The organism is Bradyrhizobium acaciae (assembly GCF_020889785.1).
GTDB classification, from domain to species: domain Bacteria; phylum Pseudomonadota; class Alphaproteobacteria; order Rhizobiales; family Xanthobacteraceae; genus Bradyrhizobium; species Bradyrhizobium acaciae.
This window is the reverse complement of record NZ_JACMYK010000077.1, coordinates 1-22,041: the sequence shown is the minus strand read 5'-3', so window position 1 is coordinate 22,041 and position 22,041 is coordinate 1. Positions and strand designations below refer to the sequence as shown.

Here is a 22,041-nt window from a genome sequence, read left to right as displayed (position 1 = left end):
CGTCAAGCGACGATCTCCTGCAGCATCGCCATCAGCGCCTCGGGCGCGGTGACGTTCGGCGAGTGGCTGGCGTCGAGTTCGAGATAGCGCCAGCCGGCTTCGTTCTTCGTGCGCCTGGCGAATTGGCCAAACGTGTCTGATGGCGTGATGCGGGTGGCGTAGATGTAGCTGCGCGGCAGGGTCGTCTCGCCGTGCTGCAACTTCAGCTTCTGCTCGAAGCATTTGATCGGCATCGCAACGCGCCGCGCGCTCAGCCATTCGATATCGGCGGCGGACGTGTCCGGCGGCGTCGGCATCGGCGGAATGCGCCAGCCGTCGCCGCTGCGCGCAGCCTCACGCATGTTAGGGATGGCCGCTTCGTTCAGATCGAACAGCGACTGGCCGTCGCGCGGCACGAAGGCGTCGATATAGATCATCTGCGCGATGCGCTCGCGCACCCGGTCGGCGACGCCGGTCGCGACCATGCCGCCATAGGAATGGCCGACCAGCACGATGTCGCGCAAATCTTCATAGGAGACGACGTTGAGCATGTCCTGGATGTGCGCCTCCAGGTCGAGCCCCTGATGGGCCAGGTGCGCGCGCTCGCCGAGCCCGGTGTAGCTCGGCGTGACCAGCCGGTGCCCGGCAGCCTGCATCAACGGATGCATCTTTTTCCAGGCCCACCCTGCCGACCAGGCACCGTGACAGACCAGAAATGTTTTGGACGAATTCGCAGTCATGGACACGTTTCCATTTCGATTATCGTCGATGAGCGCCGATTTTGAAGTGTACCCACAGCCGTCGTCGTGTAAACGTCGCGACAACGATCATAAGAACGAGATGAGGATGACCTCGGCGAGCTACGCGATCCTGTTCTTCGGCGCGCTTGCCGGCGGTTTCGTCTCCGGTCTTGCCGGCTTCGGCACCGCGCTGATGGCGCTCGGCATCTGGCTCTATGTGCTGCCGCCGACGCTTGCGGTGCCGCTGGTGCTGGTGTGCTCGGTCATCGCGCAGGTCTCGACGCTGCCGTCGATCTGGAAGAGCATCGACTTTCGCCTGGTCTGGCCGTTCGTGATCTGCGGTCTCGCCGGCGTACCGATCGGCATCCTGCTGATCGCCCGGGCCGATCCTGAGGTCTTCAAGCTGACGATCGGCGTCTTCCTGCTGGTGTTTCCGACACTGCTGTTCCTGCAGCGCAAGCCGATGTCGATCGCCTTCGGCGGCAAATGGGCCGACGGCGCCATCGGATTTGCCGGCGGCATCCTCGGCGGGCTTGCCGGACTGTCCGGCCCGCTCCCGATCCTGTGGGCAAGCGTGCGCGGCTGGGGCAAGCAGCAGCGCCGCGGCGTGTTCCAGATTTTCAACTTCACCATTCTGGCGGCCGCGCTGCTGGTCCAGATCGGAAGCGGCCTGGTGAAACCCGAACTGATCTGGCTCGTGGCCTGCGCGTTTCCGGGAACGCTGCTCGGCGCCTGGCTCGGCGCCCGCCTCTATCACGCGCTCAGCGATCGCAATTTCTCCGACGTCGTGCTGGTGTTGCTGTTCCTCTCCGGCGTGGCGCTGGTGTGGAACGGGCTGGCGCCGAGATGGTCAACGCCGTCGCAAAATTGGCTGAGCCGGTCATCCGACCGGTTCGAGACCAACGCGCTCCGGCGTGGCTTCCCGGGCCGGCGTCGCGAGACGCTTGCTGAATTCGCCACGTAGCAGCCACAGGCTCAGGCCGGCTTGCAGCCACGTCGACACGATCGACAGGTACCACACGTGCTCGATCCGGAAGCCGGGCCGCGTCGACAGCCAGATCACCGGCACCGCATAGGCGAAGAGGCGCACGAATGAACTCAGCAGCACCGGGCGGGTGTTGCCGAGGCCCTGGAACATGCTGTTGCAGGTAAAGACCAGTCCCTGCGCCACCAGGTTCATGGAGACGAAGTGCAGGAACTGGGCGGCGACCGCCATGGTCTCGCGATCGTTCGAGAAGCCGTCGAGCAGCAGCCCCGGCTTCCACTGCGCGAGGATGGTGATGGCGATCATCACGACGGTGCCGATCGACACCGCCTTGATGAAGGTCTCCCGCACGCGCCCACCATTGCCGGCGCCGAAATTCTGACCGGCGATCGGGCCGGCTGCGAGCGCGACCGCCAATGCCGGCATCTGGATCAGGCCGAGCACGCGCGTCCCGATGCCGAACCCGGCCTGGGCCGCCGGGCCGAAATCGCGCAGCACGTAATAGATCACGCCCATCCAGGCAAAGATCAGCGCGAACTCGCCGCCGGCCGGCAGGCCGACATTGAAGATGCGCGCCCACTGGCGGAGTTGCGGGCGCCACTGCGCGGGATCGAAGCCGACATAGCGCTCCAGCTTGCGGAAATACGCGAACAACATCAGCACGCCGATGAGGACGGCGATCGAACTTGCCAGACCCGCCCCGGCGACGCCGAGCGCGTGGCCGGTGCCCCAGCCTGCGATCAGCACCGGCGCCAGTGCGATGTTGATGATGACCGCGACCGCCTGCACCAACATGCTGGGCCGCACGATCCCGGTCGCCCGCAGCGCGGACGCCATCACCTGAATGAGGAATTGCAGCGCCAGCGCCGGCATGAACCACAACAGGTAGGTGGTGCCCGCCTCGATGGTGGCCTGGTCGGCCGCGACCGAGCGCATGTAAGGGCGCGACAGCACGGCCCCTGCACCCAGCGTCAACAGCCCGCACAGCACCGACAGCACGATCGACTGGTTGAACACGAGGTTGGCGTCGGTGCGGTCGGTGCGTCCCACCGCGTGCGCGATCAGCGCGACGGTGCCGACACCCAGCACCTGCATCAGCGCATTGACCAGGAAACCGGCGTTGCCGGCCGCAGCCACCCCGGCGACGGCGGCCTCGCCGAGACCGGCGACAAAATACAGGTCGACCAGTTGGCAGATCATGATCGTGACCATGCCGACCACGATCGGGGGTGCCATCGTCAATATGTGGCTCACGATGGAGCCGCGCGTAAGGTCTTTCATGTCAATTCCATTCTCGAAATCGATCGTCGTATCCATTCCGGCGCGCGGCTGGCGGGACATCGCCCGTCAGCCACGCGCCATCGCTTACTCCGCAGCGGCCTGACCGAACTCGGTGGCCTGACGTTCGAACAGGCCGCGGTAGATACCGCCCGCCCGTGCGGCAAGCACATCGTGCGTGCCCTGCTCGACGATCTCGCCGCGATCGAACACCAGGATGCGATCCATGCTGCGCACGGTCGACAGCCGGTGCGCGATCACGATCGCGGTCCGCCCCTTCATCAGCCGCTCCATCGCCTGCTGGATCAGCGCCTCGGATTCCGAATCGAGGCTCGATGTCGCCTCGTCCAGGATCAGGATCGGCGCATCGGCCAGGAAGGCGCGCGCCAGCGCCACGCGCTGCCGCTCGCCGCCCGACAGCTTGACGCCGCGCTCGCCCACCAGCGTGCCGTAATCCTTCGGCAGACGCATGATGAAGTCGTGCGCATTGGCAAGCCGCGCCGCCTGCTCGATCGCCTCCATGCTGGCGCCGGGCCGGCCGTAGGCGATGTTCTCCGCCAGCGAGCGGTGGAACAGGATCGGCTCCTGCTGCACGATCGCGATCTGGCTGCGCAGCGATTGCTGCGTCGCCTTGGCGATATCCTGACCGTCGATCAGGATCTTGCCGCCGGTGACGTCGTAGAGCCGCTGCACCAGCTTGACGAAAGTCGTCTTGCCGGAGCCGGACCGCCCGACCAGGCCGACGCGCTCGCCCGCATCGATGTCGACCGACAGCCCGTCATAAAGCGGCAGGCGATGGCCGCCATAGTGGAACGTGACGTCGTCGAACACGATGCGGCCGCCCTGGATGTCGATCGCTCTCGCGTCGACGGCATCGACGATGCCGAGCGGCTCACCATGGATCTGCACCAGTTCCTCCATGTCGTTCACCGAACGCTGCAGGTTGTTGATGTGCATGCCGACATCCCGCAAGTAAGCGTGGATGATGTAGTAGCTGGTCAGCACATAGGTGACGTCGCCCGGCGTGGCGTGGCCCTGCGCCCATAGCAGGATGGCGCCGCCGATCACCGATGCGCGGAAGCACAGCAGCACCACCAGCTGCGCCGTCGAGGTGTGGTTGTAGCGGAACCAGGTCCGCCGCACCCGCCGGCGCCAACGGCTGATGACGCCGTCGAGCCGCATATCCTCCCGCGCCTCCGCGCCGAACGACTTCACCACAGCGTTGCAGGTCAAGGCATCAGCCAGCGTGCCGCCGACCTTGGTGTCCCACGCATTGGAGACGCGCGCGGCGGGCGCGACGTATCGCACCTGGAACACCATGGTCATCGCGACATAGATCACCGAGCCGATGGCGATCACCGCGCCGAGTTGCGGCCAGTGCACGCCGAGCAGGATCATCGAGCCGACCAGCACGACGACCGACGGCAGCAGCGCCATCAGGATGGTGTCGTTCAGCAGGTCGAGCGCCCACATGCCGCGCGTGATCTTGCGCACGGTGGAGCCCGCGAACGAATTGGCGTGCCAGTCGGTCGAGAAGCGCTGCACCCGCATGAAGGCCTGCTGCCCGACGTCGGACATCGTCTTCAGCGTGAACGGCACGATGGTCTGGATACCGACCAGCCGCAGCATCAGCGACAGCGCGCCGAGCCCGACGATGGCGCCGAACGCCAGCATCGCAGCATGGCGCGCGGCGGCATCCGTCGCGCCGGCGGTCAGCGCGTCGACGAGATGGCCGGAAAACACCGGCATGAACAGGTCGGCCGCGGTTGCGCCGAGGAATCCCGCGGTCACGGCGGAGGCGCGGAACGGCTGCTCCAGCCAATGGCGGAACACGAATGGCAGCACGATCCGGATCGCGGCCGGTCGCTTGGTCGTTTGAGTGGTCATGGCACATTCCGGCCACGCTTTTGCAGCGCGTGCCGGCTCCATCTGAGGCGACGTGTGGACGGAATCCGACCACGAGCGCCGCTGGAAATTGTCGATAACGTCTTGGGAAGTTTGGGTGATCGGGGCAGAGATCCGATCAGCGCCGGGACCTAGTGCGCGAGAGCGCCCAGCACCATCGAACGCGGGCGCACGGTCTGCGAAACAAACGACATCATGTGCATCTCCCCGGTTCGTGAAACGATGCGCTGCTTATAAATGCATCATGCGCAATTGGCAAGATGACATCCGCGTGAGTGCGTCAATGTGTCGATCATGCAACGCTGTTCACGCAACCGGGCGTACACCGCGCGCGAAGGCGATGCGCTCAATGCGCGTCGCCGCCGCCTGCGGTCATCGATGGCGGCTTGTTGACGAACAGCACCAGGAGGCTGAGCGCGACGTAGAACAGCGACAGCATCACGAAGGCATCGCCATAGCCCATCACCGCGGCCTGGCGGTGCACGATCTGCGAGAGCTGCTTCATCGCCATGATGGCGGAGTCGCCCATGCCCTGCATGCGCTGGGTCAGCATGTTGAGGGTCTCGACCGCTGTCGTGTTGCCCCAGGTCACGCGGTCCTGCAGCCGCGAGATGTGCAGGTCGGTGCGGTCGTTGAGCACCTCGTTGATCACGGCGAGCCCGACCGCGCCGCCGAGATTGCGCATCAGGTTGAACAGGCCGGAGGCGTTCTTGACGCGATCCGGCGGCAGCGTCGCCAGCGCGATGTTGTTGGTCGGCACCATCGCGCACATCATGCCGATGCCGCGCAGGATCTGCGGCAGCAGCAGCTCGTAGAAATCATAGTCGCGGGTGATCCAGGTCATCTGCCAGGAGCCGAGCGCGAAGGTGACGAGGCCGAAGGCGATGATGTAGCGCAAATCGACCTTCTGCATCAGCCGGCCGACCACCGGCGCCATGAAGAACATGGTGACGCCGGAGACGAACATGGTCTCGCCGATCATCAGCGCGCTGTAGCCGCGGATCTCGGCGAGATAGCGCGGATACACGTAAGTGAGGCCGTAGAGCCCGATGCCGATGCAGAATTGCAGCACGCATCCGACCGCGAAGTTGCGGTTGTTGAAGGCGTAGAGATCGACGATCGGCTCTTCCGCGGTCAGCACCCGCCAGAAGAAGGCGACCGCCGAGACGAAGCCGATCGCGGCGCAGGCCGCGACCGAAGTATCCTGCAGCCATTCATATTGCGGGCCTTCTTCCAGGACATATTCGAGCGAGCCGAGGAAGCCGCCCATGAAGATCAGGCCCCACCAGTCGAAGCGCTCGAGCAGCGCGAAGTTCGGCTGGTCGAAATCGACCAGTATCAGCACGCCGATGGTGATGATGATGCCGGGCACGATGTTGATGAAGAACAGCCAGTGCCACGACATCAGGTCGGTGATGTAGCCGCCGACCGTGGGCCCAACCGTCGGCGCCAGCGTCGCGACGAGGCCGATGATCGGCGCCACGATGTAGAACTTGGAGCGCGGGAAGATGGTGTAGGCCGAGGCGAACACGGTCGGGATCATCCCGGCGCCGAGGAAACCCTGCAGCGCGCGCCACAGGATCATCTGCTCGATCGAAGAGGCGAACCCGCACAGCAGGCTCGACACCGTGAAGCCGAACGCCGAGATCGCAAACAGCAGCCTTGTGCCGAGCGCGCGCGACAGGAATCCGGACAGCGGGATCGCGATCACCTCGGCGATCAGATAGGCGGTCTGCACCCACGACACCTCGGTCGACGATGCCGACAGGCCGGCCTGGATCTCCGACAGCGAGGCCGAGACGATCTGGATGTCCAGGATCGACATGAACATGCCGAACACCATGATGATGAAGGCAACGACCCGCTTGGGCTGGAGTCGCTCGGAGGCCGGAGCGCCGGTCATCATCGAGGGCGAAGCAGTGGTCGCGTCTGCCATGGGCTCATCGGCTCCGGGCCTCGGACTGTGTCCGAAGCTTCAAGACATCACTGCGGATGGATCATCATCGGCGAGTCGAGGTCGGTATCGGCGTCGGCATCGGCGGCGCCCTCGCGGGTGTCGACCGTGGTGTAGACCGACATGCCGGCACGCAGCAGGCCTTGCTTGGCGACGCTGTTCGGCACCCGGATGCGGACCGGCAGCCGCTGCACGATCTTGGTGAAATTGCCGGTGGCGTTGTCGGGCGGCAGCAGCGTGAACACCGAGCCCGCCGCCGGCGAAATGCTGTCGACGATGCCGGTGAACTTGCGGAAGCCGTAGGCATCGACCTTGATCGTCACCCGCTGGCCGGTGCGGATGCGCTTGAGCTGGGTCTCTTTGTAGTTGGCGTCGATGAAGACGCCGTCGAGCGGCACCACATTGCCGAGTCGCTGGCCGACATTGATGTAGTCGCCGGTGTTGACCAGGCGGTTGGAGAAGGTGCCGTCGACCGGCGCGCGGACATTGGTGAATTCCAGATCGCGCTCGGCCTTGGCGAGCTGGGTCTGCAATTCGGCAAGCTGCGCGCGGGACTCGGCCTGCTGCGCCTTGGTCACCTCGACATTGTCCTTGGCCGCATCATAGGCGGCCTGCGCGGACCGCACGCTGGCAGCGCCCTGGTCACGGCCGGCTTCCGACACTTCAAAGGTGGCGCGCGACGCAAAACCCTTGGTGCTCAGCGCCTGCTGGCGCTCGTAATCGAGATCGGCGCGCTTCAGGCCGGCCTGGGCGGACACGAGCTGCGCCTGCGCCTGCTCGACGGCGCTGACGGCGGCGCCGACCTGGCGGCCGATGCGCTCGATCGTCGCCTGCTGGGTCGCGATCCTAGTGCGCGCGGCGTCGACTGCGATGCGATAGTCGCCGTCATCGATCCGGAAGATCACATCGCCGGCGCGCACCAGCGCGTTGTCGCCGGGGATGATCGCTGCGATATGGCCCGCGACGCGCGCGCCGAGCATGGTGTTGTTGGCGCGGACATAGGCGTCGTCGGTCGAGACGTAGAATCGTCCGACCATCAGGTAATAGGCGGCATAGCTTGCGGCGGCGAGCGCGAGCAGGCCGACCACGCCCATCATCACGAATTTGCGCTTGCCGGATTTCGGCGCCGCGGCGGCCGATGAAACGGCCGGCTGCTCGGGCGCAGAAGCGGGCGGTGCCTCGGTGGGACGCTTGTCGCCGGGTCCCTTGATTTCGGGACCCTTGGTTTCGGGACCCTTGGCTTCGAAACCCTTGGCGTCGTCAGCACGGCCCTGCTCGCTGAGATCGGCGGATGCGTCGCGCGCAATCGTGTCCTCGGCCATCTCAGACCCGGAACGAACAATGCGTGCAGCCTGATCTCGTGCTGCGGCCATAACCGACGCTCCCCACTAAAGGCTCGACGCCCGCAATGGCGGAATAACGGCCGCGCGGCGCATCGTCACTCCCACCAATACCATTGACCGAACGGTTCGGTCAATCTATAATCCCGGCCAGTGGATTATAAGGCTTCGATTCTTCCCTTGCTCATTCTGGGTTGAGTTCTTTCGCGAGAAGCTAAATCAATGGTTGCAGCCCCCCGAACCTCCCTCCAGCCGGCCGGCGAGGAGGAATCGTCGAAACGCCGCCAGATCCTGGACGGTGCGCGCAAGGTATTCCTGGAGCTCGGCTTTGACGGTGCCAGCATGGGCGAGATCGCCCGCGCCGCCGCCGTCTCCAAGGGGACGCTCTACGTCTATTTCCCCGACAAGGCCGGGCTGTTCGCAGCAATCGTCGAGGAGGAGAAGCTCGAGCAGGGCAAGGTCGCCTTCAATTTGGATCCGGCGCGCGACGTCGACATCACCCTCCCCGAATTCGGCCGCGCCTATATCGCCTTGCTGTGCCGGCCCGGCGGCGGCTCGGCGATCCGCACAGTAATGGCGATCGCCGAGCGGATGCCCGAGCTCGGCAGCCGGTTCTACACCCATGTGATCGCCCACACCGTCGACCGCTTCGCCGCCTATCTGGAGGCGCGCGCCGCGCTCGGTGAGCTCGTGATGGACGACACGCAGCTCGCGGCCTGGCAGTTCATGCAGATGTGCCAGGCGACGCTATTCCAGGCGTTCATCTTCCAGGCCAATCCGTCGCCCTCGCCGGAGCGGATTGCAACCGTCGTCGACAGCGCGACGCGGGTGTTCTTTGCGGCGTACCGGCCGAAGCAGGCGGACTGATCCTCCGCCGCCGCAAGACAGGCGAGCGACGATCCAATCCGACTATTTCCTTTGGAAGGACCGTAACTTGACGCTTGTCGCGTGACGCCACCTCGCGCCACAATCCGCTGCATGAACAGGGATATCGACCCAGATCAAATGTCCAGCGTGATGGCGCGGCTGGGGGACGCAGTGGTCGACCCGACAGCATGGACCGACATCATGACGTCGATCTGCGAAGCGGTGGGCGCAACCGGCGCCGTGCTGCTGCAAAGTGACGTGCGGACACCGGACGTGCCACGCACGGCGTCGACCGAAGAGATGGTGCAGCTCTACTTCGCACACAACTGGCATGAGCAGGATTCGCGCGCTTCAGGCGTTCCGCGAGCAATGGCCGGCGAAGTGATCACCGATCAGGACTTGCTGACGCCCGAGCAGATCCGGTCGGATCCGATGTACAATGAGGTGCTGTATCCGTTCGGCTTCAAATGGTTCGCTGGCATCGGCTTCTGGGCCGACAGCGCACCGTGGGTGCTGACGTTGCAGCGCACCGGAAAGGAAGGACATTTCGAGACACGCGAGACGCGGCTGCTGGCGCAGCTTGGACCGCGCCTGACGGAGACAGCGACACTGTCGACTGCGGTCGGCCGCATCGCGCTCTCCTCCATGACCGGCATTCTCGACCGGGTGCGGCAGCCGGCGGTCGTACTCGACCGCGCGGGCCTCGTGATCGATCGCAATGAAGCCGCCGATGCCGGCTTCGACGCGGACATCAGAATCAGGGATCGCCGGCTGATCGTGCGCGACAGAGCGGCACAGGCGCGGCTTGATCAAGTCGTCGATCTGATCCGCGCCGCACCCGAGCGCGCGGCACTGCCGATCGAGCCGATCCTGATCCGACGTACGCACAAGGGGCCGGTGGTCTTGCGCGTGTTGCCGATCGACGGTGCGGCACGCAACGTCTTCCTCGGCGCGCGGGCGATGTTGGTCTTCGCCAATTTGACGCCGCGCGCGATGCCCGAGCCCGGCTTGATCGCGCAGGCATTCGACCTCACGCCGGCAGAAGCGCGGCTGGTCGCGCTGCTCGCGGGCGGCCTCTCGATCACCGACGCCGCCGAACGGCTCGGGATCGTTCGTGACACGGCACGCAACCAGTTGAAGTCGGTCTTCGCCAAAACCGGCACGCACCGCCAGCCGGAACTGGTCAACCTCGTCCTTCGGATCGCTTGAGCATGGCACCGCAAACGAGGCGATCGGCCATGAACGACCTGACCATACGCACGATGCGGCCCGAGGAGATCGCCCTCGCGATCGACTGGGCCGCGGCAGAGGGATGGAATCCCGGTCTCGCCGATGCGCCCTGCTTTGCCGCTGAAGATCCGCGGGGCTTCTTCATCGGCGAGCTCGATGGCGAACCGGCCGCGGTGGTCTCCTGCGTCAATTACGGCGCGCAATTTTCCTTCCTCGGATTCTATATCGTGCGTCCGGACCTGCGCGGCCGTGGTTACGGCCTGAAAATATGGAATGCCGCGATCGCGCATGCTGGTCGGCGCGTGATCGGTCTCGACGGCGTGGTGGCGCAGCAGGTCAACTACCAGAAGTCCGGCTTCGCGCTCGCTTATGCCAATGTGCGCTACGGCGGCACGATCACAGCATCTCCGGCGCCGAGCACCGGCGTCGTTGCGCTGAGCGATGTACCTCTGGTGCTGATCGAGGCCGATGACGCCACGGTGTTTCCGGCGCCGCGCCCGGCTTTCCTGCGCGCCTGGATCAACACGCAAGGACATGTCGGACGTGGGCTGATCCGCGACGGCAGGCTGGCCGGATGGGGCGTGATCCGTCCCTGCCGAACCGGCCGCAAGATCGGTCCGCTCGTCGCCGATGATCGCGCGAGCGCAGAGATCATCCTGTCGGCACTGCTGGCGAGCGCGGGCGGCGGCGAGATCTTCCTCGATGTCCCCGCAGTCAACCGCGACGCCGTCGCGCTGGCACAAGGTCTCGGGCTGTCACCGGTGTTCGAGACCGCGCGGATGTATACCGGCGCGATCCCGCCCTTGCGGATCGCTCGCGTGTTCGGCGTCACGACATTCGAGCTCGGCTAGCGCCCTGGGGCGAGCGTGCGTCTGCATGACTTCGGAATATTCGAAATGTATCCGTGAGTTGCCCGACGTGTCAAGTGGCCGGGTCGAACGCCGGCCACCGCCGGCTCCTTTGCATGGGGTTGTTTTCGATATTTTGCCAACGCGCGTCCCCCGCGAGCGCCCGCAAGCGGGAGAGGGAGCGCAGTGCAGTTGCGGCTGCAAGTCAATCCCGACCTAGTTCGCCGCAGCGTTGACCTCCGGCGCTGCAGCGTTGTCCTGCTCCAGCTCCTCAGGCAGTCCGGCGAAGCGGCGCAGCGCCTTCGCCATCTTCACGCGGCCGCCGACGCCGGTGATGATGACGTCGACCATCACGAACGACGAGTGGAAATGGCCCTGCGCCTTGAGCTGCTCGACCTTGACGCCGGCTTTCGCAAGCGCGTCGCCATAGGCGATGCCTTCGTCGCGCAGCGGATCGAACTCGCTTGTCGCGATGAACGCCGGCGGCAGGCCTTCGAGCTTGCCGCGCAGCGGCGCGACGCGCGGATCGGTGCGGTCGGCCGGCGAGCAGTACAGGTCCCAGAACCAGAACATCAGCCCGCGGGTCAGGAAGTAGCCGGACGCGTTGTCGACATAGGACTGCCGGTCGAAGGAGGAATCGGTGACCGGGCAGATCAGGAGCTGACCCGCGATCTCGGGCCCGCCGCGATCGCGCGCGAGCTGGCAGGTCACGGCTGCAATGTTGCCGCCGGCGCTCCAGCCCGCGACCAGCACCGGCCCCGCTTTGCCCCCGAGCTCGGCGGTGTGAGCGGCGATCCAGCGCGTCGCCGCATAGCCGTCCTCGGCCGCCGCCGGGAAGCGATGCTCGGGCGCGTGGCGATAACCGACGCTGACGATGATCATGCCGCTGCGCCGGCACAGATCGCGGCAGAACGGATCGTCCGATAGCTCGTCGCCGAGCACCCAGCCGCCCCCGTGAAAATACACCACGATCGGATGCGGCCCCGGTGTCGCCGGCCGGTACAGCTTGTAGGGCAGCGGACCGTCCGCGCCTTGCAGCATGCCGGTGCCGACCTCACCGACCGGCCGGCCGAACGGACGCCCCTTGTTGAACTCGTTCAGGAAGTCGCGTGCGCCCTGCGCGCCCATCGTCTCGATCGGCGGCAGGTTCATCTCCGCCAGCATGCCGAGCACCAGCCGGACATCCGGCTGTAGCCGCACCACCTCGCCGTCATTGCATTGCTCGGCAACGCCGGGCCCCGAGAGCCTGAAGCCGAGCATGCCACGCCCGACCACCTCGTTGCAGATGCTGCGATACGGTCCGACGCCGCCGGTATAAGGCATCACGCCCTGCGGCTTGCCGGGCACATTGGCGCCCGTGTACCAGGTGTTGGCGAGCCGGTGCAGCGTCAGCGTGGCGCAGTCGGCCATGTGACGTTGCCAGCCGGCCTGTGCGGTCTCGGTTGCCTCCATCGTGGTGAAGCCGGCGTCGCGCAGCGCGGCGATCCGGTCGACCACCCAGTCGACATGCTGCTCGATCGAGACCGCCATGTTCGACAGCACCGACGGGCTGCCGGGACCGGTGATCATGAACAGATTGGGGAAGCCCGCGACGGTGACGCCGAGATAAGTCTGCGGTCCATGCGCCCAGACATCCGACAGCGACTTGCCGCCGCGGCCGGAGATCGGATGCACGGCCATGATCGCGCCGGTCATCGCGTCGAAGCCGGTGGCGAACACGATGACGTCGACATCGAAGCTGCGCTTGTCGGTCGAGATGCCGCCGGCGGTAATCGCCTTGATCGGCTCCTGTCGCAGATTGACCAGCGTCACGTTGGGCCGGTTGTAGGTCGCGTAGTAATTGGTATCGAGGCAGGGACGCTTGGCGCCGAATGGATGATCGTGCGGCGCCAGCGCCGCTGCGGTCTCCGGGTCCTTGACCACGGCACCGATCTTCTCGCGGATCAGATCGGCGACCAGCTTGTTGCCGTCGACATCGACCGCCTGGTCGGCCCAGAGCTGGCTCAGGATGTGGACGAGGTCGCCCGCTGCCCACGCCTTCTCGAAACGCTCGCGACGTTCGGCGTCGCTCAACTGCCAGCTCACCACGGTCTGCTGCGGATAGGGCACGCCGGCCATCGACCAGCGCGCCTGCTCGCGATAGGCCGCGCGATCGCTCTCGAAGAAGGTCTTGCGATCCTCCGGCGCCGGACCATTGCCGGCAGGCAATGCGAAATTCGGCGTGCGCTGGAACACGGTGAGTTGAGCGGCCTGCTCGGCGATCAGCGGGATCGACTGAATGCCCGACGAACCGGTGCCGATCACGGCGACACGCTTGCCCTTGAGATCGACGCCCTGATGCGGCCAGCGGCCGGTGAAATAAATCTCGCCCTTGAAGTCCTTGACGCCATCGATCTCCGGCGGCTTCGGCGACGACAGGCAGCCGGTCGCCATGATGTAGTAGCGGCACGAGACGTTGGCGCCGTTGTTGGTCGAGATCAGCCAGCGCGACGTCGCGTCATCCCAGGTCGCTTGCGTGACCTTGGTGCCGAACCTGATATCGCGACGTAGATCGTAGCGGTCGGCGACGAAGCCGAGATAGCGCAGGATTTCCGGCTGGGTCGCGTATTTCTCCGACCAGGTCCACGCCTGATCGAGCTCGGGATCGAAGGTGTAGCTGTAATCGATGGTCTGGATGTCGCAACGCGCGCCCGGATATCTGTTCCAGTACCAGGTGCCGCCGACATCGGCGCCCTCTTCGAGCGCGACTGCCGAGAAGCCCGCCTTGCGCAGCCGATGCAGCAAATAGAGACCAGCGAAACCCGCGCCGACGACCGCGACGTCGACTTGCTGCGTGGTTCCGCTGCGCGCGGAGTCCGAAGCACGTGCTGCAACTGCTGCGTCTGGCATGCCAATCCTCCCATATGTTTTGATTTGACGGAAGGCTAGCCCTGCCCTTTCAGTTTGTCATCACGACAAACGCAATCTGAGGTCGCCGCAATTGTGACGCGCGCAGTCTGGAGCGCGACGCGCAGCGCGTAGACGCAAATGGCTTGTCGCGCGCCAAGGGGCGCGCGATGTCCGCTTGTTCTCGGTTACGAGGACAAAGGAATCGAGTTACTGGGCCTCGGCTACCTTCGGTTCAGATGGCAGCATCTGCGCGTTGGCTGCCGAGGGCCGGTTCGACGGCGATGCCGTGTCCGGCGCTCGGGAGGCGGCGTCGGACGGCGCTCCCTGGGATGGTCGACGGGCTGAGGTTGCCGGAAGCACGATCACTTTCGCTCCGATCTTCACCCGCTCATAGAGGTCCGCGACGTCCTCATTGGTCAGGCGGATGCAGCCGGACGACACTCGCTTCCCGATCGTATCGGGTTTGTTGGTACCGTGAATTCGATATTCGGTCTCGCCCAGATACATCGCCCGTGCGCCGAGCGGATTGGTGGGACCGCCTGCCATGAACCGCGGCAGATAAGGCTGACGCAAAAGCATGTCGGCAGGCGGGCGCCAATCCGGCCATTCCGTCTTGCGGGCCACGGTCTGTTCGCCGGACCATGTGAAACCTTCGCGGCCAACACCGATGCCGTAGCGCATCGCCTGTCTGTCGTTCAGAACGAGATAAAGGAACGTGTTTCCGGTATCGATGACGACGGTGCCTGGCGTCTGGTGACTGACGTAATCAACCACCTGCCGAACAAGCTTTCCGGGACGATCAGCGGCTTTGGGTGGTTCGACCAGCGGCGCCGCCGGGGCCGGGACTGGAGCCGGAGCCGGGGCTGAAATTGGAGCCGGAGCTGACGCCGCGACACGAACGGGGGTCGATGCGTGAGCTGGCGTCGACGGTGCCAGGGCTTGCTGCGCGGACGGCTTGCGTATCGGTTGAACGCTCGCCGGGCGAGACAGCAAACCGTACCCCAAAGCGGCAGCGGCGACGACGCCAACTGCTACTCTTCCGGCCACCGGTAGTGCGAGCGCTTCGGTCTTTCCACGTTTTGCCCGCTTACCCATATCTTTCCCCGGATTGCCATGCCCGGAGGAGGTACCCAGCAGATTTTAACAAACTTCGAAGCGATTTCGCTCAGGCAGGAAATCGCCAAGCGTCGTTAACGCAAACTCCCGTTCGGGAACACAAACGTGAGGGTACCGTTCGATATCCGAGAGCGGCGGTACTGCTTTGCTCCCGGAATCTGTCGTCAGTGAGCATACGCTCCGGTCGAGTGTGAGGGCCTCAGATCGAGCGCATCAGGCCGCCGTCGACGCGGATATTCTGGCCTGTGATGTAGCCGCCGCCGTCGGAGACGAGGAAGGCGATGGTGGCCGCGATCTCCTCGGCCTTGCCGTAGCGCTTCATCGGCACGCTGTCGCGGCGCTCGTCGGTTGCCGGAAGACTGTCGATCCAGCCCGGCAGCACATTGTTCATACGAACATTGCTGGCGGCGTAGCTGTCGGTGAACAGCTTGGTGAATGCGGCGAGCCCGGCGCGGAACACCGCCGATGTCGGAAACATCGCACTCGGCTCGAACGCCCAGGCGGTGGAGATGTTGACGATTGCCCCCGACTTCTGCGCCTGCATGTGAGGTGCGACCAGACGCGTCGGGCGGATCACGTTCATGAGGTAGACATCGAGGCCGGTGTGCCACTGCTCGTCGGTCAATTCGAGCACGCCAGCGCGCGGGCCGTGGCCGGCGCTGTTGACCAAGGCATCGATGCGGCCCCAGCGCGCCATCACGCCGTCGACGGCACGCTTCAAATCATCGTTCGAACGGTTCGAGCCGGTGAAGCCGAGGCCACCGAGCTCGCTGGCGAGCGCCTCGCCCTTGCCCGACGACGACAGGATCGCAACGCGAAATCCGTCAGCCGCAAGCCGCCGCGCCGCCGCAGCTCCCATGCCGCTGCCGCCCGCGGTGACGAGTGCGACCTTCTCCAAAGCCATGATCGTTGATCCCATTTGATGACGAAGCTGACCCTAGGTCTATCATCAAGGATCAGACAGCGCGACACCCGGTCTGCCGCGTCGTGTCCCACTACTTGCGGAATACCTGCTTCGACCCGGCGTCGAACCTGGCGACGGGCCGGTCCATCTGCCACAGCTCGATATCATGGTGGTCGACCAGACGGCTGGCCGACGTGATGGCCTGATCGTCGTCGGCGCAATCCATGTTGACCACGCCGATGGATCGGCTGTGCAGTCCGACGATATAGGCGCGATATGCTGTCATCACTGTCTCCAGGGAGGTTTGCCGGCGAACTTGCTCGCCCGGAAAATGAACAGGTGGGCATATGAATTCGAGGGGGGATAACGCAGCGTGATGTAAACGCAGAATAGGCGCCATCGCGGGGAAATCGCGCGCTTTGCCTCACCGGATCAACTGAGGCATGGTGACCATTGACCTTCCATCATATCCGGACCACATGACCTCCCTCCTTCGACACCTTGTCATCGCGGCCGTGCTGCTGTTCGCGGGCCCCACCCTGGCGCAGACCCGGTCCATCATCGTTGCCTCGACGACATCGACCGAGCAGTCCGGCCTGTTCGGCTATCTGCTGCCGCGCTTCTCGCAGGCCTCGGGCATTGATGTGAAGGTGGTTGCGGTTGGCACCGGACAGGCGCTCGATATCGGGCGGCGCGGCGATGCCGATGTCGTGTTCGTGCACGATCGCGTGGCCGAAGAGAAGTTCCTGGCCGAAGGCTTTGCGACCAGGCGCTACGACGTCATGTACAATGACTTCGTCATCGTCGGCCCGAAGGCCGATCCGGCGCATATCGCGGGCGACAAGGATGTCGCGGACGCCCTGCGCAGGATCGCCGCGACGAAATCGGCCTTCATCTCGCGCGGCGACCACTCCGGAACGCACGAAGCCGAGTTGCGGCTCTGGAAAGATGCCGGCGTCGATCTCGATTCCGCGAAAGGCCAATGGTATCGCGAGATCGGCCAAGGCATGGGTCCGGGGCTCAACATGGCAGCGGCGTCGAATGCTTATGTGCTCTCCGACCGCGGCACCTGGCTGTCGTTCAGGAATCGCGGCGAACTCGCCGTGCTGACCGAAGGCGACCGGCGACTGTTCAATCAGTACGGTGTCATGCTGGTCAATCCGGCGAAGCATCCGACGGTGAAAGCCAGCGACGGACAGGCCTTCATCGACTGGCTGATCTCGCAGGCCGGGCAGTCCGTCATCGCCGGCTACAAGGTTGGCGGCGAGCAGCTATTTTTCCCCAACGCCGCGCACTAGCACAAATGCGATCGTGCTGACGCTGACGCTCAGCGCCAGCAGGATCACACCGAGGCCGAGACCAAGCGCCAGTTCGCCCTTGCTGGTCTCAAGCGCGATCGCCGTCGTCATCGTTCGGGTATAACCGCTGATGTTGCCGCCCACGATGATGATGGCGCCGACCTCGGCGATGGCGCGGCCGAAGGCGGCGAGGAACGCGGTGAGGAGCGAGGCGCGACCGAGCGAGAACACCAGCGCAAGGCTGCGCAGGCGGGACAGGCCGTCGGTGCGGATCAGGTCGGCATATTCCATCCACAGCAGCGCGACCGGACGATGCACCAGCGCGACCACGATCGGCGTGGCCAGGATGACCTGCGCCACGACCATCGCCGTCGGCGTGAACAACAGACCGGCGAAGCCCAGCGGCCCCGAGCGCGACAGCAAGAGATAAAGCCCGAGCCCGACCACGACCGGCGGCAGGCCGAGACAGGCGTTGGCCAGCACGATCACTACCTGCCGACCGCGAAATCTCGATATCGCAAGCCAACCGCCGATCGGCGCACCGATCAGAAGCGCAAGCAGACTGGCCAACAGGCTGACGCGCAAGGACAGCGCGACGATCCCGAGCAGGACCGGGTCACCACTGGCGATCAGTGATACTGCCGCCGTGATCGACTGTGCGAAGTCATTCATCTTGCGGGAGCGATCAATCGCTCAGGCCGGCGCGCCGTTCTTGAGCAGCTTCGCCACCGCCGCAACCAGCTCGTCGGGCGAGAACGGCTTATTCAGGAGCACGCTGTCCGAGACGCCTCTGGTCGGCCACTCGTCGCCGCCACCGCCGGTGATGTAGAGCACCGGGAACGACGGATCGATCTCGCGGGCACCGCGCGCCACACGCCAGCCGTCGAGCCGGCCGAGCAGGCGAATGTCGGTGACCAGCGCACTGTATTTGGTGCGAAACGCCTTGAGCAGCGTCAGCGCTTCCTCGCCCGAGCCTGCGATCGCCGGCTCGTAGCCGCCGTCCCTCAGGGCGTCTTCCACCATCATCTGAAGATCACGATCGTCTTCGATGACGAGAATGATCGGAACGTCTTGCAAAACCTATCCCCCAGAAATCAGCCGGCGCGCTCCCGGCTCCGAAGCATATGCAACAAAAGTGGCTACCGTTTGCACGGTGTCACCCAGTAATAATACGGGTATCAGACGCGCCCCTATTCGTCGGCGAATTCGTCTTCTTCGTTGACCCCCGCTTTACCCCGCGGGGTCGGCTTTCTGCCGCCGAGCGATCCTGTGACATAAGGTTCGCGCGTTGCATAGGGGCTACGGCCGCCGGCGCGCGACGCGACCTCTTCGCCGGAGACCGCGGCCGGCTGGCAGATGAGGCGCCGGCTGGCCCGGCGCATCAGATCCACATGGATGTGGTCATAGTGATAGACGTTGGAACCCGGCGCCAGCACCGTGGTGAATTGCTGACAGGCGGCGGCCTGAACGTCGCGCAGGAAGCCCTGCTCTTCCGGCAATCCCTTCCAGCCATCCTTCACCGAGATGCGGCGGCCATCGGAGAGCGTGAAGGCTGCGATATCGAGCGCGTTGCCGAAGGCGTGCTCCGAAATATGCGCGTGCGAATTGCCGTTCATGCCGCGGCAGGAATAGGCCGAGATCTGCTTGATCTCGACGACGCGTGCGCCGAACCAGCGCTGCGCCGCCGGCTGCACGGAATCGGCGAGCCAGCGCTCGAGCACCGAGACGATCGGGCACGCCAGCGTTGCCGCCGGCTTCACGGCGACCGGACCGACCGTCCCCACCGGGTTGCCGCTCGACGGACCGAGCCGCGGCGGCGGCGTGTCCTGTGGCTGCTGCGAATAAGGCGCGGGTGAATAGGGCGCGGCCGCGCTGTCGCGCTGCGGATTGTGCGGCAGGCCCGGATAATAAGGTCGCTCGCCTCTGGCGTCGGGAGAGCCTTCCGGCGGCAGGTCGATCTGATCCTGCTGCGGCGGAATGCCGGGCGCCGACAACGAGACCGGGCCATTCGGCTGGCCGCCATAGTTCGGCTGGCCGACGGCCTGATCGGAATACGGCGCCTGCGCAGGCGGCGGGCTCGGCTGCCGGTTGATCGGCCAGCGCGGCTGGCTGCCGACCGAGGCCGGCGGGCGCAGGCTGTCGTCGGCAAATCCATAAGTCGAACTGGCTTCACCGAGGGCGGCGACCTTGAGCGGGAATTCGGCGCCGCAGACGCCGGGTCCGGAGATCGGATCGATGCGGACGAGATCCGGTCCTTCCTTGACCGCGCCGGATTTCAGGCATGCGGCCTCGGCCTCGGCCCGCCACGGTTCACGCTCGGCGGTCTGAAACAGACCGCGACCGCAACCAGCCAGCGATACAAGGACAAGGGAGCCGACGAGATACAAACGAACTCCACGCGTCATGCCGCGGAGGTTCTGCGAATTTGATTAAAGACTCTTCAATGCATTTCGACGGATCGATTTCAGGTGTTTTTAACCATGGTTTGGAACCCGGCGCGGCAACGCACGCGCTGCCGTGACGCACCGCCGTGACTTGTCTCCATCACCACGCGGCGCGAATGACGCCGTTGCCCCGTGACGACCACCTGACCTCGAAGAACCCAGCATGCAGCGCAACGCCGCAGCCACGCAATGCGTGCAGCATGCGCCGCGAGCAACCTGACGGAAATATTGATTGGCGCTACGATCCGGTGACTGCGGCCGGCAGCGCCCCGGAATATATTTCCAGCGCTTCAACGCCTTGATTCGGCGTCTGTTTGAGCCGCGCATCGCAATGCGGCATCGCGCGGGAACATCGGGCCGGACAGCACGACTGACTTTTTCGGCCGGGAACCGCTTGCTAGCTTTAGCGTTAATGTGGGCAGCGTTGTGAACCGAGGGAGTTTCCCAATGGATTTCGCGAGTCCTCTGCTGAGCAAGCTGAGCATTGTGGCCGCGTACATCGCGTTCGCCTTCGTCGGCGCCATCATTCTCGGCGTGTTCTAGACCGTTCGACAGGCATTGAGTTCAGCGCCCGGCGGCGCCCCGCCGGGCGCTTTGTTTTTTTGCGATAGCTGAGAGGAGCGCGCACCGCGCGCGTCTCGAAGGGTCGATGGCCACCGGCCGGGCCGTGCATCCTTCGAGGCTCGCGAGGGCTCGCACCTCACGATGACGGTGATAGAGCGAGCTAGTCTGTCCTCAGAAATTCGAGCAGCTCGATCCGGTGAAGCCTGCGATCGTGAAATCGTGACAGACGAGGCCGGGATTGTCGGGATAGAAGTCGTCGCGACGGCGCGGCTCGTTGCCGGCGAGCAGCAGCGCGACCAGGCTCAAGCGTTTCATGTTTGCCTCCATCGCCTGCGAAGCGGCGTGACCCCTATCGGTCGCGCTCGACCGGACAAAAAGTTCGAAGGCATCCGGTTACAAATTGGACACGTGGATTCAGGAGCGCGGCTCGGGCGGACGCGCGCGCTCGGTGATCACCCGCTGCCGTGAGCGCGAAACGCGAACCCAGTCGGCGCCCGTGCAGTAGAAGCGGCCGAGCACACAGGCCTCGACCCGCAGCCTGTCCGCACCCTTCAATTCGATCGTGCCGTAATGGACGTTGCCGCCGTCCTGGCTGAAGACGCTGCCGCTCCAGCGCGTGTCCTGCTTCGGTTTCATGTTGATCAGCACCGCTTCACCGAGATCGCGCGTGGTCTTGTCGAGCGCATAGCCGCACAACGCGTTACCGCACAGACGAACGCGCACCAGGCTGTCGGATTCGGTCTGCCAGTCGCCGATCGGGCCGTCGTCCGGTTCGTCAGCGGTCTCGCGCGAGACATGCACCACCGCCGGCGGAATAGGATGCGCCGTCGCTGCGGGCAATGGAGGCGGCGCCGCGACCACCGGCGCTGGCTGTATCGTCATCACGCGCGGCGGCGGTGGCGCTGAGAGTTGTGGTGCGGCAGCCAATGGCGCTGCGGCCGGAACAGGCCTGTCCACGATGATCGGAGGCGACGCGGGAGATAGAGCCGGCGCAGGTGCGGGCGGTGTCCTTGCAGATGTCGCGGCAGGAATCGTCGCGGTCGTCGCGGACGCCGGCACCAGCTTCATCGCCCGGCCATTGTCGCCGCCGTCGTCGCGCCTCGACCTGTCAGACACCGAGACGCAGGACAGTGCGCGGCACCGCGTGGAATCGAGATGGACGCGGTGGCCGCCAATCGAAAACGAGATGCCCTCGCTGGCATGGGCGAACGGCGTGAACAGCACCAGCGCGATGAGCAGGCAGAAACGCTTCATCGAAGCCTCCAAGACATCCGATGACGGTAGGGACGCCGTGCTCACGGCGCAGTGACCTCCGTCACCGTGGCGAGCCACCCGGCCACACCGTCGGCGTGATCCGCATCACGGATGCTCGCCCAGAGGCAGCGTAGCGTCCGCATGCAAACCCGCTCAATGCCAGGGAGACCCTAGATGAAGAAGCTCGTTGCGATCGCCGCGCTGCTGATGGCCACCACATCGGCGCATGCCGGCGGCGCCGGCATCACCTTCGAGATCGACGGCCAGCGCATCCATGTCGAGGCGCCGCGCAATTGCAGCGCGCTGTCGTGCATCCGCATCTCGGCGCCGGGCTACAACGGCACGGTCGGCGGCATCAGCAAGAATCTCGGCTCCAAATCCGACAATGATGACGATGTCGCCTCATCGGCCGCGCCGCCCCCTGCACCGTCGCCCGCTCCCGCGCC

At 65.2% G+C, this 22,041-nt stretch carries 18 protein-coding genes and 2 pseudogenes; 6 read left to right on the top strand and 14 right to left on the bottom strand.

Annotated elements, in window-relative coordinates; genetic code table 11:
* Positions 1 to 2 precede the first annotated feature (2 nt).
* Entirely contained in the window at positions 3 to 719 is a 717-nt protein-coding gene (locus H8A92_RS25340; protein ID WP_229198290.1) for an alpha/beta fold hydrolase, read from the bottom strand.
* Positions 720 to 825: 106 nt separating this feature from the next.
* Here H8A92_RS25340 and H8A92_RS25335 point away from each other — a divergent pair.
* Positions 826 to 1,560: pseudogene (locus H8A92_RS25335) on the top strand (sulfite exporter TauE/SafE family protein); the annotation flags it as partial.
* A 39-nt stretch (positions 1,561 to 1,599) separates the two neighbouring features.
* Here H8A92_RS25335 and H8A92_RS25330 read toward each other — a convergent pair.
* The 4 genes from H8A92_RS25330 to H8A92_RS25315 form a co-directional block, all read right to left on the bottom strand.
* Positions 1,600 to 2,985: an MATE family efflux transporter gene (locus H8A92_RS25330; RefSeq protein WP_229198289.1), complete on the bottom strand. Its 1,386-nt coding sequence runs from the start codon at positions 2,983 to 2,985 to the stop codon at positions 1,600 to 1,602.
* 84 nt (positions 2,986 to 3,069) lie between these two features.
* The gene (locus H8A92_RS25325; RefSeq protein ID WP_229198288.1) at positions 3,070 to 4,869 is read right to left on the bottom strand and encodes an ABC transporter ATP-binding protein; all 1,800 of its coding nucleotides are present in this window, start codon (positions 4,867 to 4,869) and stop codon (positions 3,070 to 3,072) included.
* 364 nt (positions 4,870 to 5,233) lie between these two features.
* Positions 5,234 to 6,823 (bottom strand): DHA2 family efflux MFS transporter permease subunit, encoded by a 1,590-nt coding sequence (locus H8A92_RS25320; protein WP_229198287.1) that lies wholly within the window; start codon positions 6,821 to 6,823, stop codon positions 5,234 to 5,236.
* Positions 6,824 to 6,870: 47 nt separating this feature from the next.
* Positions 6,871 to 8,163: an HlyD family secretion protein gene (locus H8A92_RS25315; protein ID WP_420831363.1), complete on the bottom strand. Its 1,293-nt coding sequence runs from the start codon at positions 8,161 to 8,163 to the stop codon at positions 6,871 to 6,873.
* A 240-nt stretch (positions 8,164 to 8,403) separates the two neighbouring features.
* Between H8A92_RS25315 and H8A92_RS25310 the strand changes: the two genes are divergently transcribed.
* From H8A92_RS25310 to H8A92_RS25300, 3 genes are all read left to right on the top strand, one after another.
* Positions 8,404 to 9,048 carry a TetR/AcrR family transcriptional regulator gene (locus H8A92_RS25310; RefSeq protein ID WP_229198285.1) on the top strand — a complete coding sequence of 215 codons (645 nt, stop codon included), beginning with the start codon at positions 8,404 to 8,406 and terminating at the stop codon, positions 9,046 to 9,048.
* A gap of 138 nt (positions 9,049 to 9,186) precedes the next feature.
* A complete protein-coding gene (locus H8A92_RS25305) occupies positions 9,187 to 10,257 on the top strand; it encodes a helix-turn-helix transcriptional regulator (RefSeq protein WP_229198284.1) in 1,071 nt (356 codons plus the stop codon).
* Positions 10,258 to 10,286: 29 nt separating this feature from the next.
* Positions 10,287 to 11,129, top strand: coding sequence for a GNAT family N-acetyltransferase (locus H8A92_RS25300; protein ID WP_229198283.1), 843 nt, complete (start codon positions 10,287 to 10,289; stop codon positions 11,127 to 11,129).
* A 213-nt stretch (positions 11,130 to 11,342) separates the two neighbouring features.
* Here the strand turns inward: H8A92_RS25300 and H8A92_RS25295 are convergent, their stop codons facing one another.
* From H8A92_RS25295 to H8A92_RS25280, 4 genes are all read right to left on the bottom strand, one after another.
* Positions 11,343 to 14,015, bottom strand: a complete 2,673-nt coding sequence (locus tag H8A92_RS25295) for a flavin-containing monooxygenase (protein WP_229198282.1) — start codon at positions 14,013 to 14,015, stop codon at positions 11,343 to 11,345.
* Positions 14,016 to 14,222: 207 nt separating this feature from the next.
* The gene (locus H8A92_RS25290; RefSeq protein WP_229198281.1) at positions 14,223 to 15,110 is read right to left on the bottom strand and encodes a L,D-transpeptidase; all 888 of its coding nucleotides are present in this window, start codon (positions 15,108 to 15,110) and stop codon (positions 14,223 to 14,225) included.
* 220 nt (positions 15,111 to 15,330) lie between these two features.
* Positions 15,331 to 16,035: an SDR family oxidoreductase gene (locus H8A92_RS25285; protein WP_229198280.1), complete on the bottom strand. Its 705-nt coding sequence runs from the start codon at positions 16,033 to 16,035 to the stop codon at positions 15,331 to 15,333.
* A 91-nt stretch (positions 16,036 to 16,126) separates the two neighbouring features.
* Complete coding sequence (locus H8A92_RS25280) at positions 16,127 to 16,321, bottom strand: hypothetical protein (protein ID WP_163158041.1); 195 nt, start codon at positions 16,319 to 16,321, stop codon at positions 16,127 to 16,129.
* 193 nt (positions 16,322 to 16,514) lie between these two features.
* On the opposite strand from H8A92_RS25280, the gene H8A92_RS25275 reads away from it, so the two are divergent.
* Positions 16,515 to 17,333, top strand: coding sequence for an ABC transporter substrate-binding protein (locus H8A92_RS25275; RefSeq protein ID WP_229198279.1), 819 nt, complete (start codon positions 16,515 to 16,517; stop codon positions 17,331 to 17,333).
* Here H8A92_RS25275 and H8A92_RS25270 read toward each other — a convergent pair.
* The 5 genes from H8A92_RS25270 to H8A92_RS25250 form a co-directional block, all read right to left on the bottom strand.
* Entirely contained in the window at positions 17,307 to 18,005 is a 699-nt protein-coding gene (locus tag H8A92_RS25270) for an ABC transporter permease (RefSeq protein ID WP_229198278.1), read from the bottom strand. The two genes, H8A92_RS25275 and H8A92_RS25270, sit on opposite strands and share 27 nt — an antisense overlap.
* 21 nt (positions 18,006 to 18,026) lie before the next feature.
* Positions 18,027 to 18,410, bottom strand: coding sequence for a response regulator (locus H8A92_RS25265; RefSeq protein WP_163158040.1), 384 nt, complete (start codon positions 18,408 to 18,410; stop codon positions 18,027 to 18,029).
* 113 nt (positions 18,411 to 18,523) lie between these two features.
* Positions 18,524 to 19,738 carry an extensin-like domain-containing protein gene (locus H8A92_RS25260; protein ID WP_229198277.1) on the bottom strand — a complete coding sequence of 405 codons (1,215 nt, stop codon included), beginning with the start codon at positions 19,736 to 19,738 and terminating at the stop codon, positions 18,524 to 18,526.
* A gap of 774 nt (positions 19,739 to 20,512) precedes the next feature.
* Entirely contained in the window at positions 20,513 to 20,656 is a 144-nt protein-coding gene (locus H8A92_RS25255) for a hypothetical protein (RefSeq protein ID WP_229198276.1), read from the bottom strand.
* 99 nt (positions 20,657 to 20,755) lie between these two features.
* Entirely contained in the window at positions 20,756 to 21,595 is an 840-nt protein-coding gene (locus tag H8A92_RS25250; RefSeq protein WP_229198275.1) for a DUF2147 domain-containing protein, read from the bottom strand.
* A 174-nt stretch (positions 21,596 to 21,769) separates the two neighbouring features.
* On the opposite strand from H8A92_RS25250, the pseudogene H8A92_RS25245 reads away from it, so the two are divergent.
* A pseudogene (locus H8A92_RS25245) lies at positions 21,770 to 22,041 on the top strand (DUF2147 domain-containing protein); the annotation flags it as partial.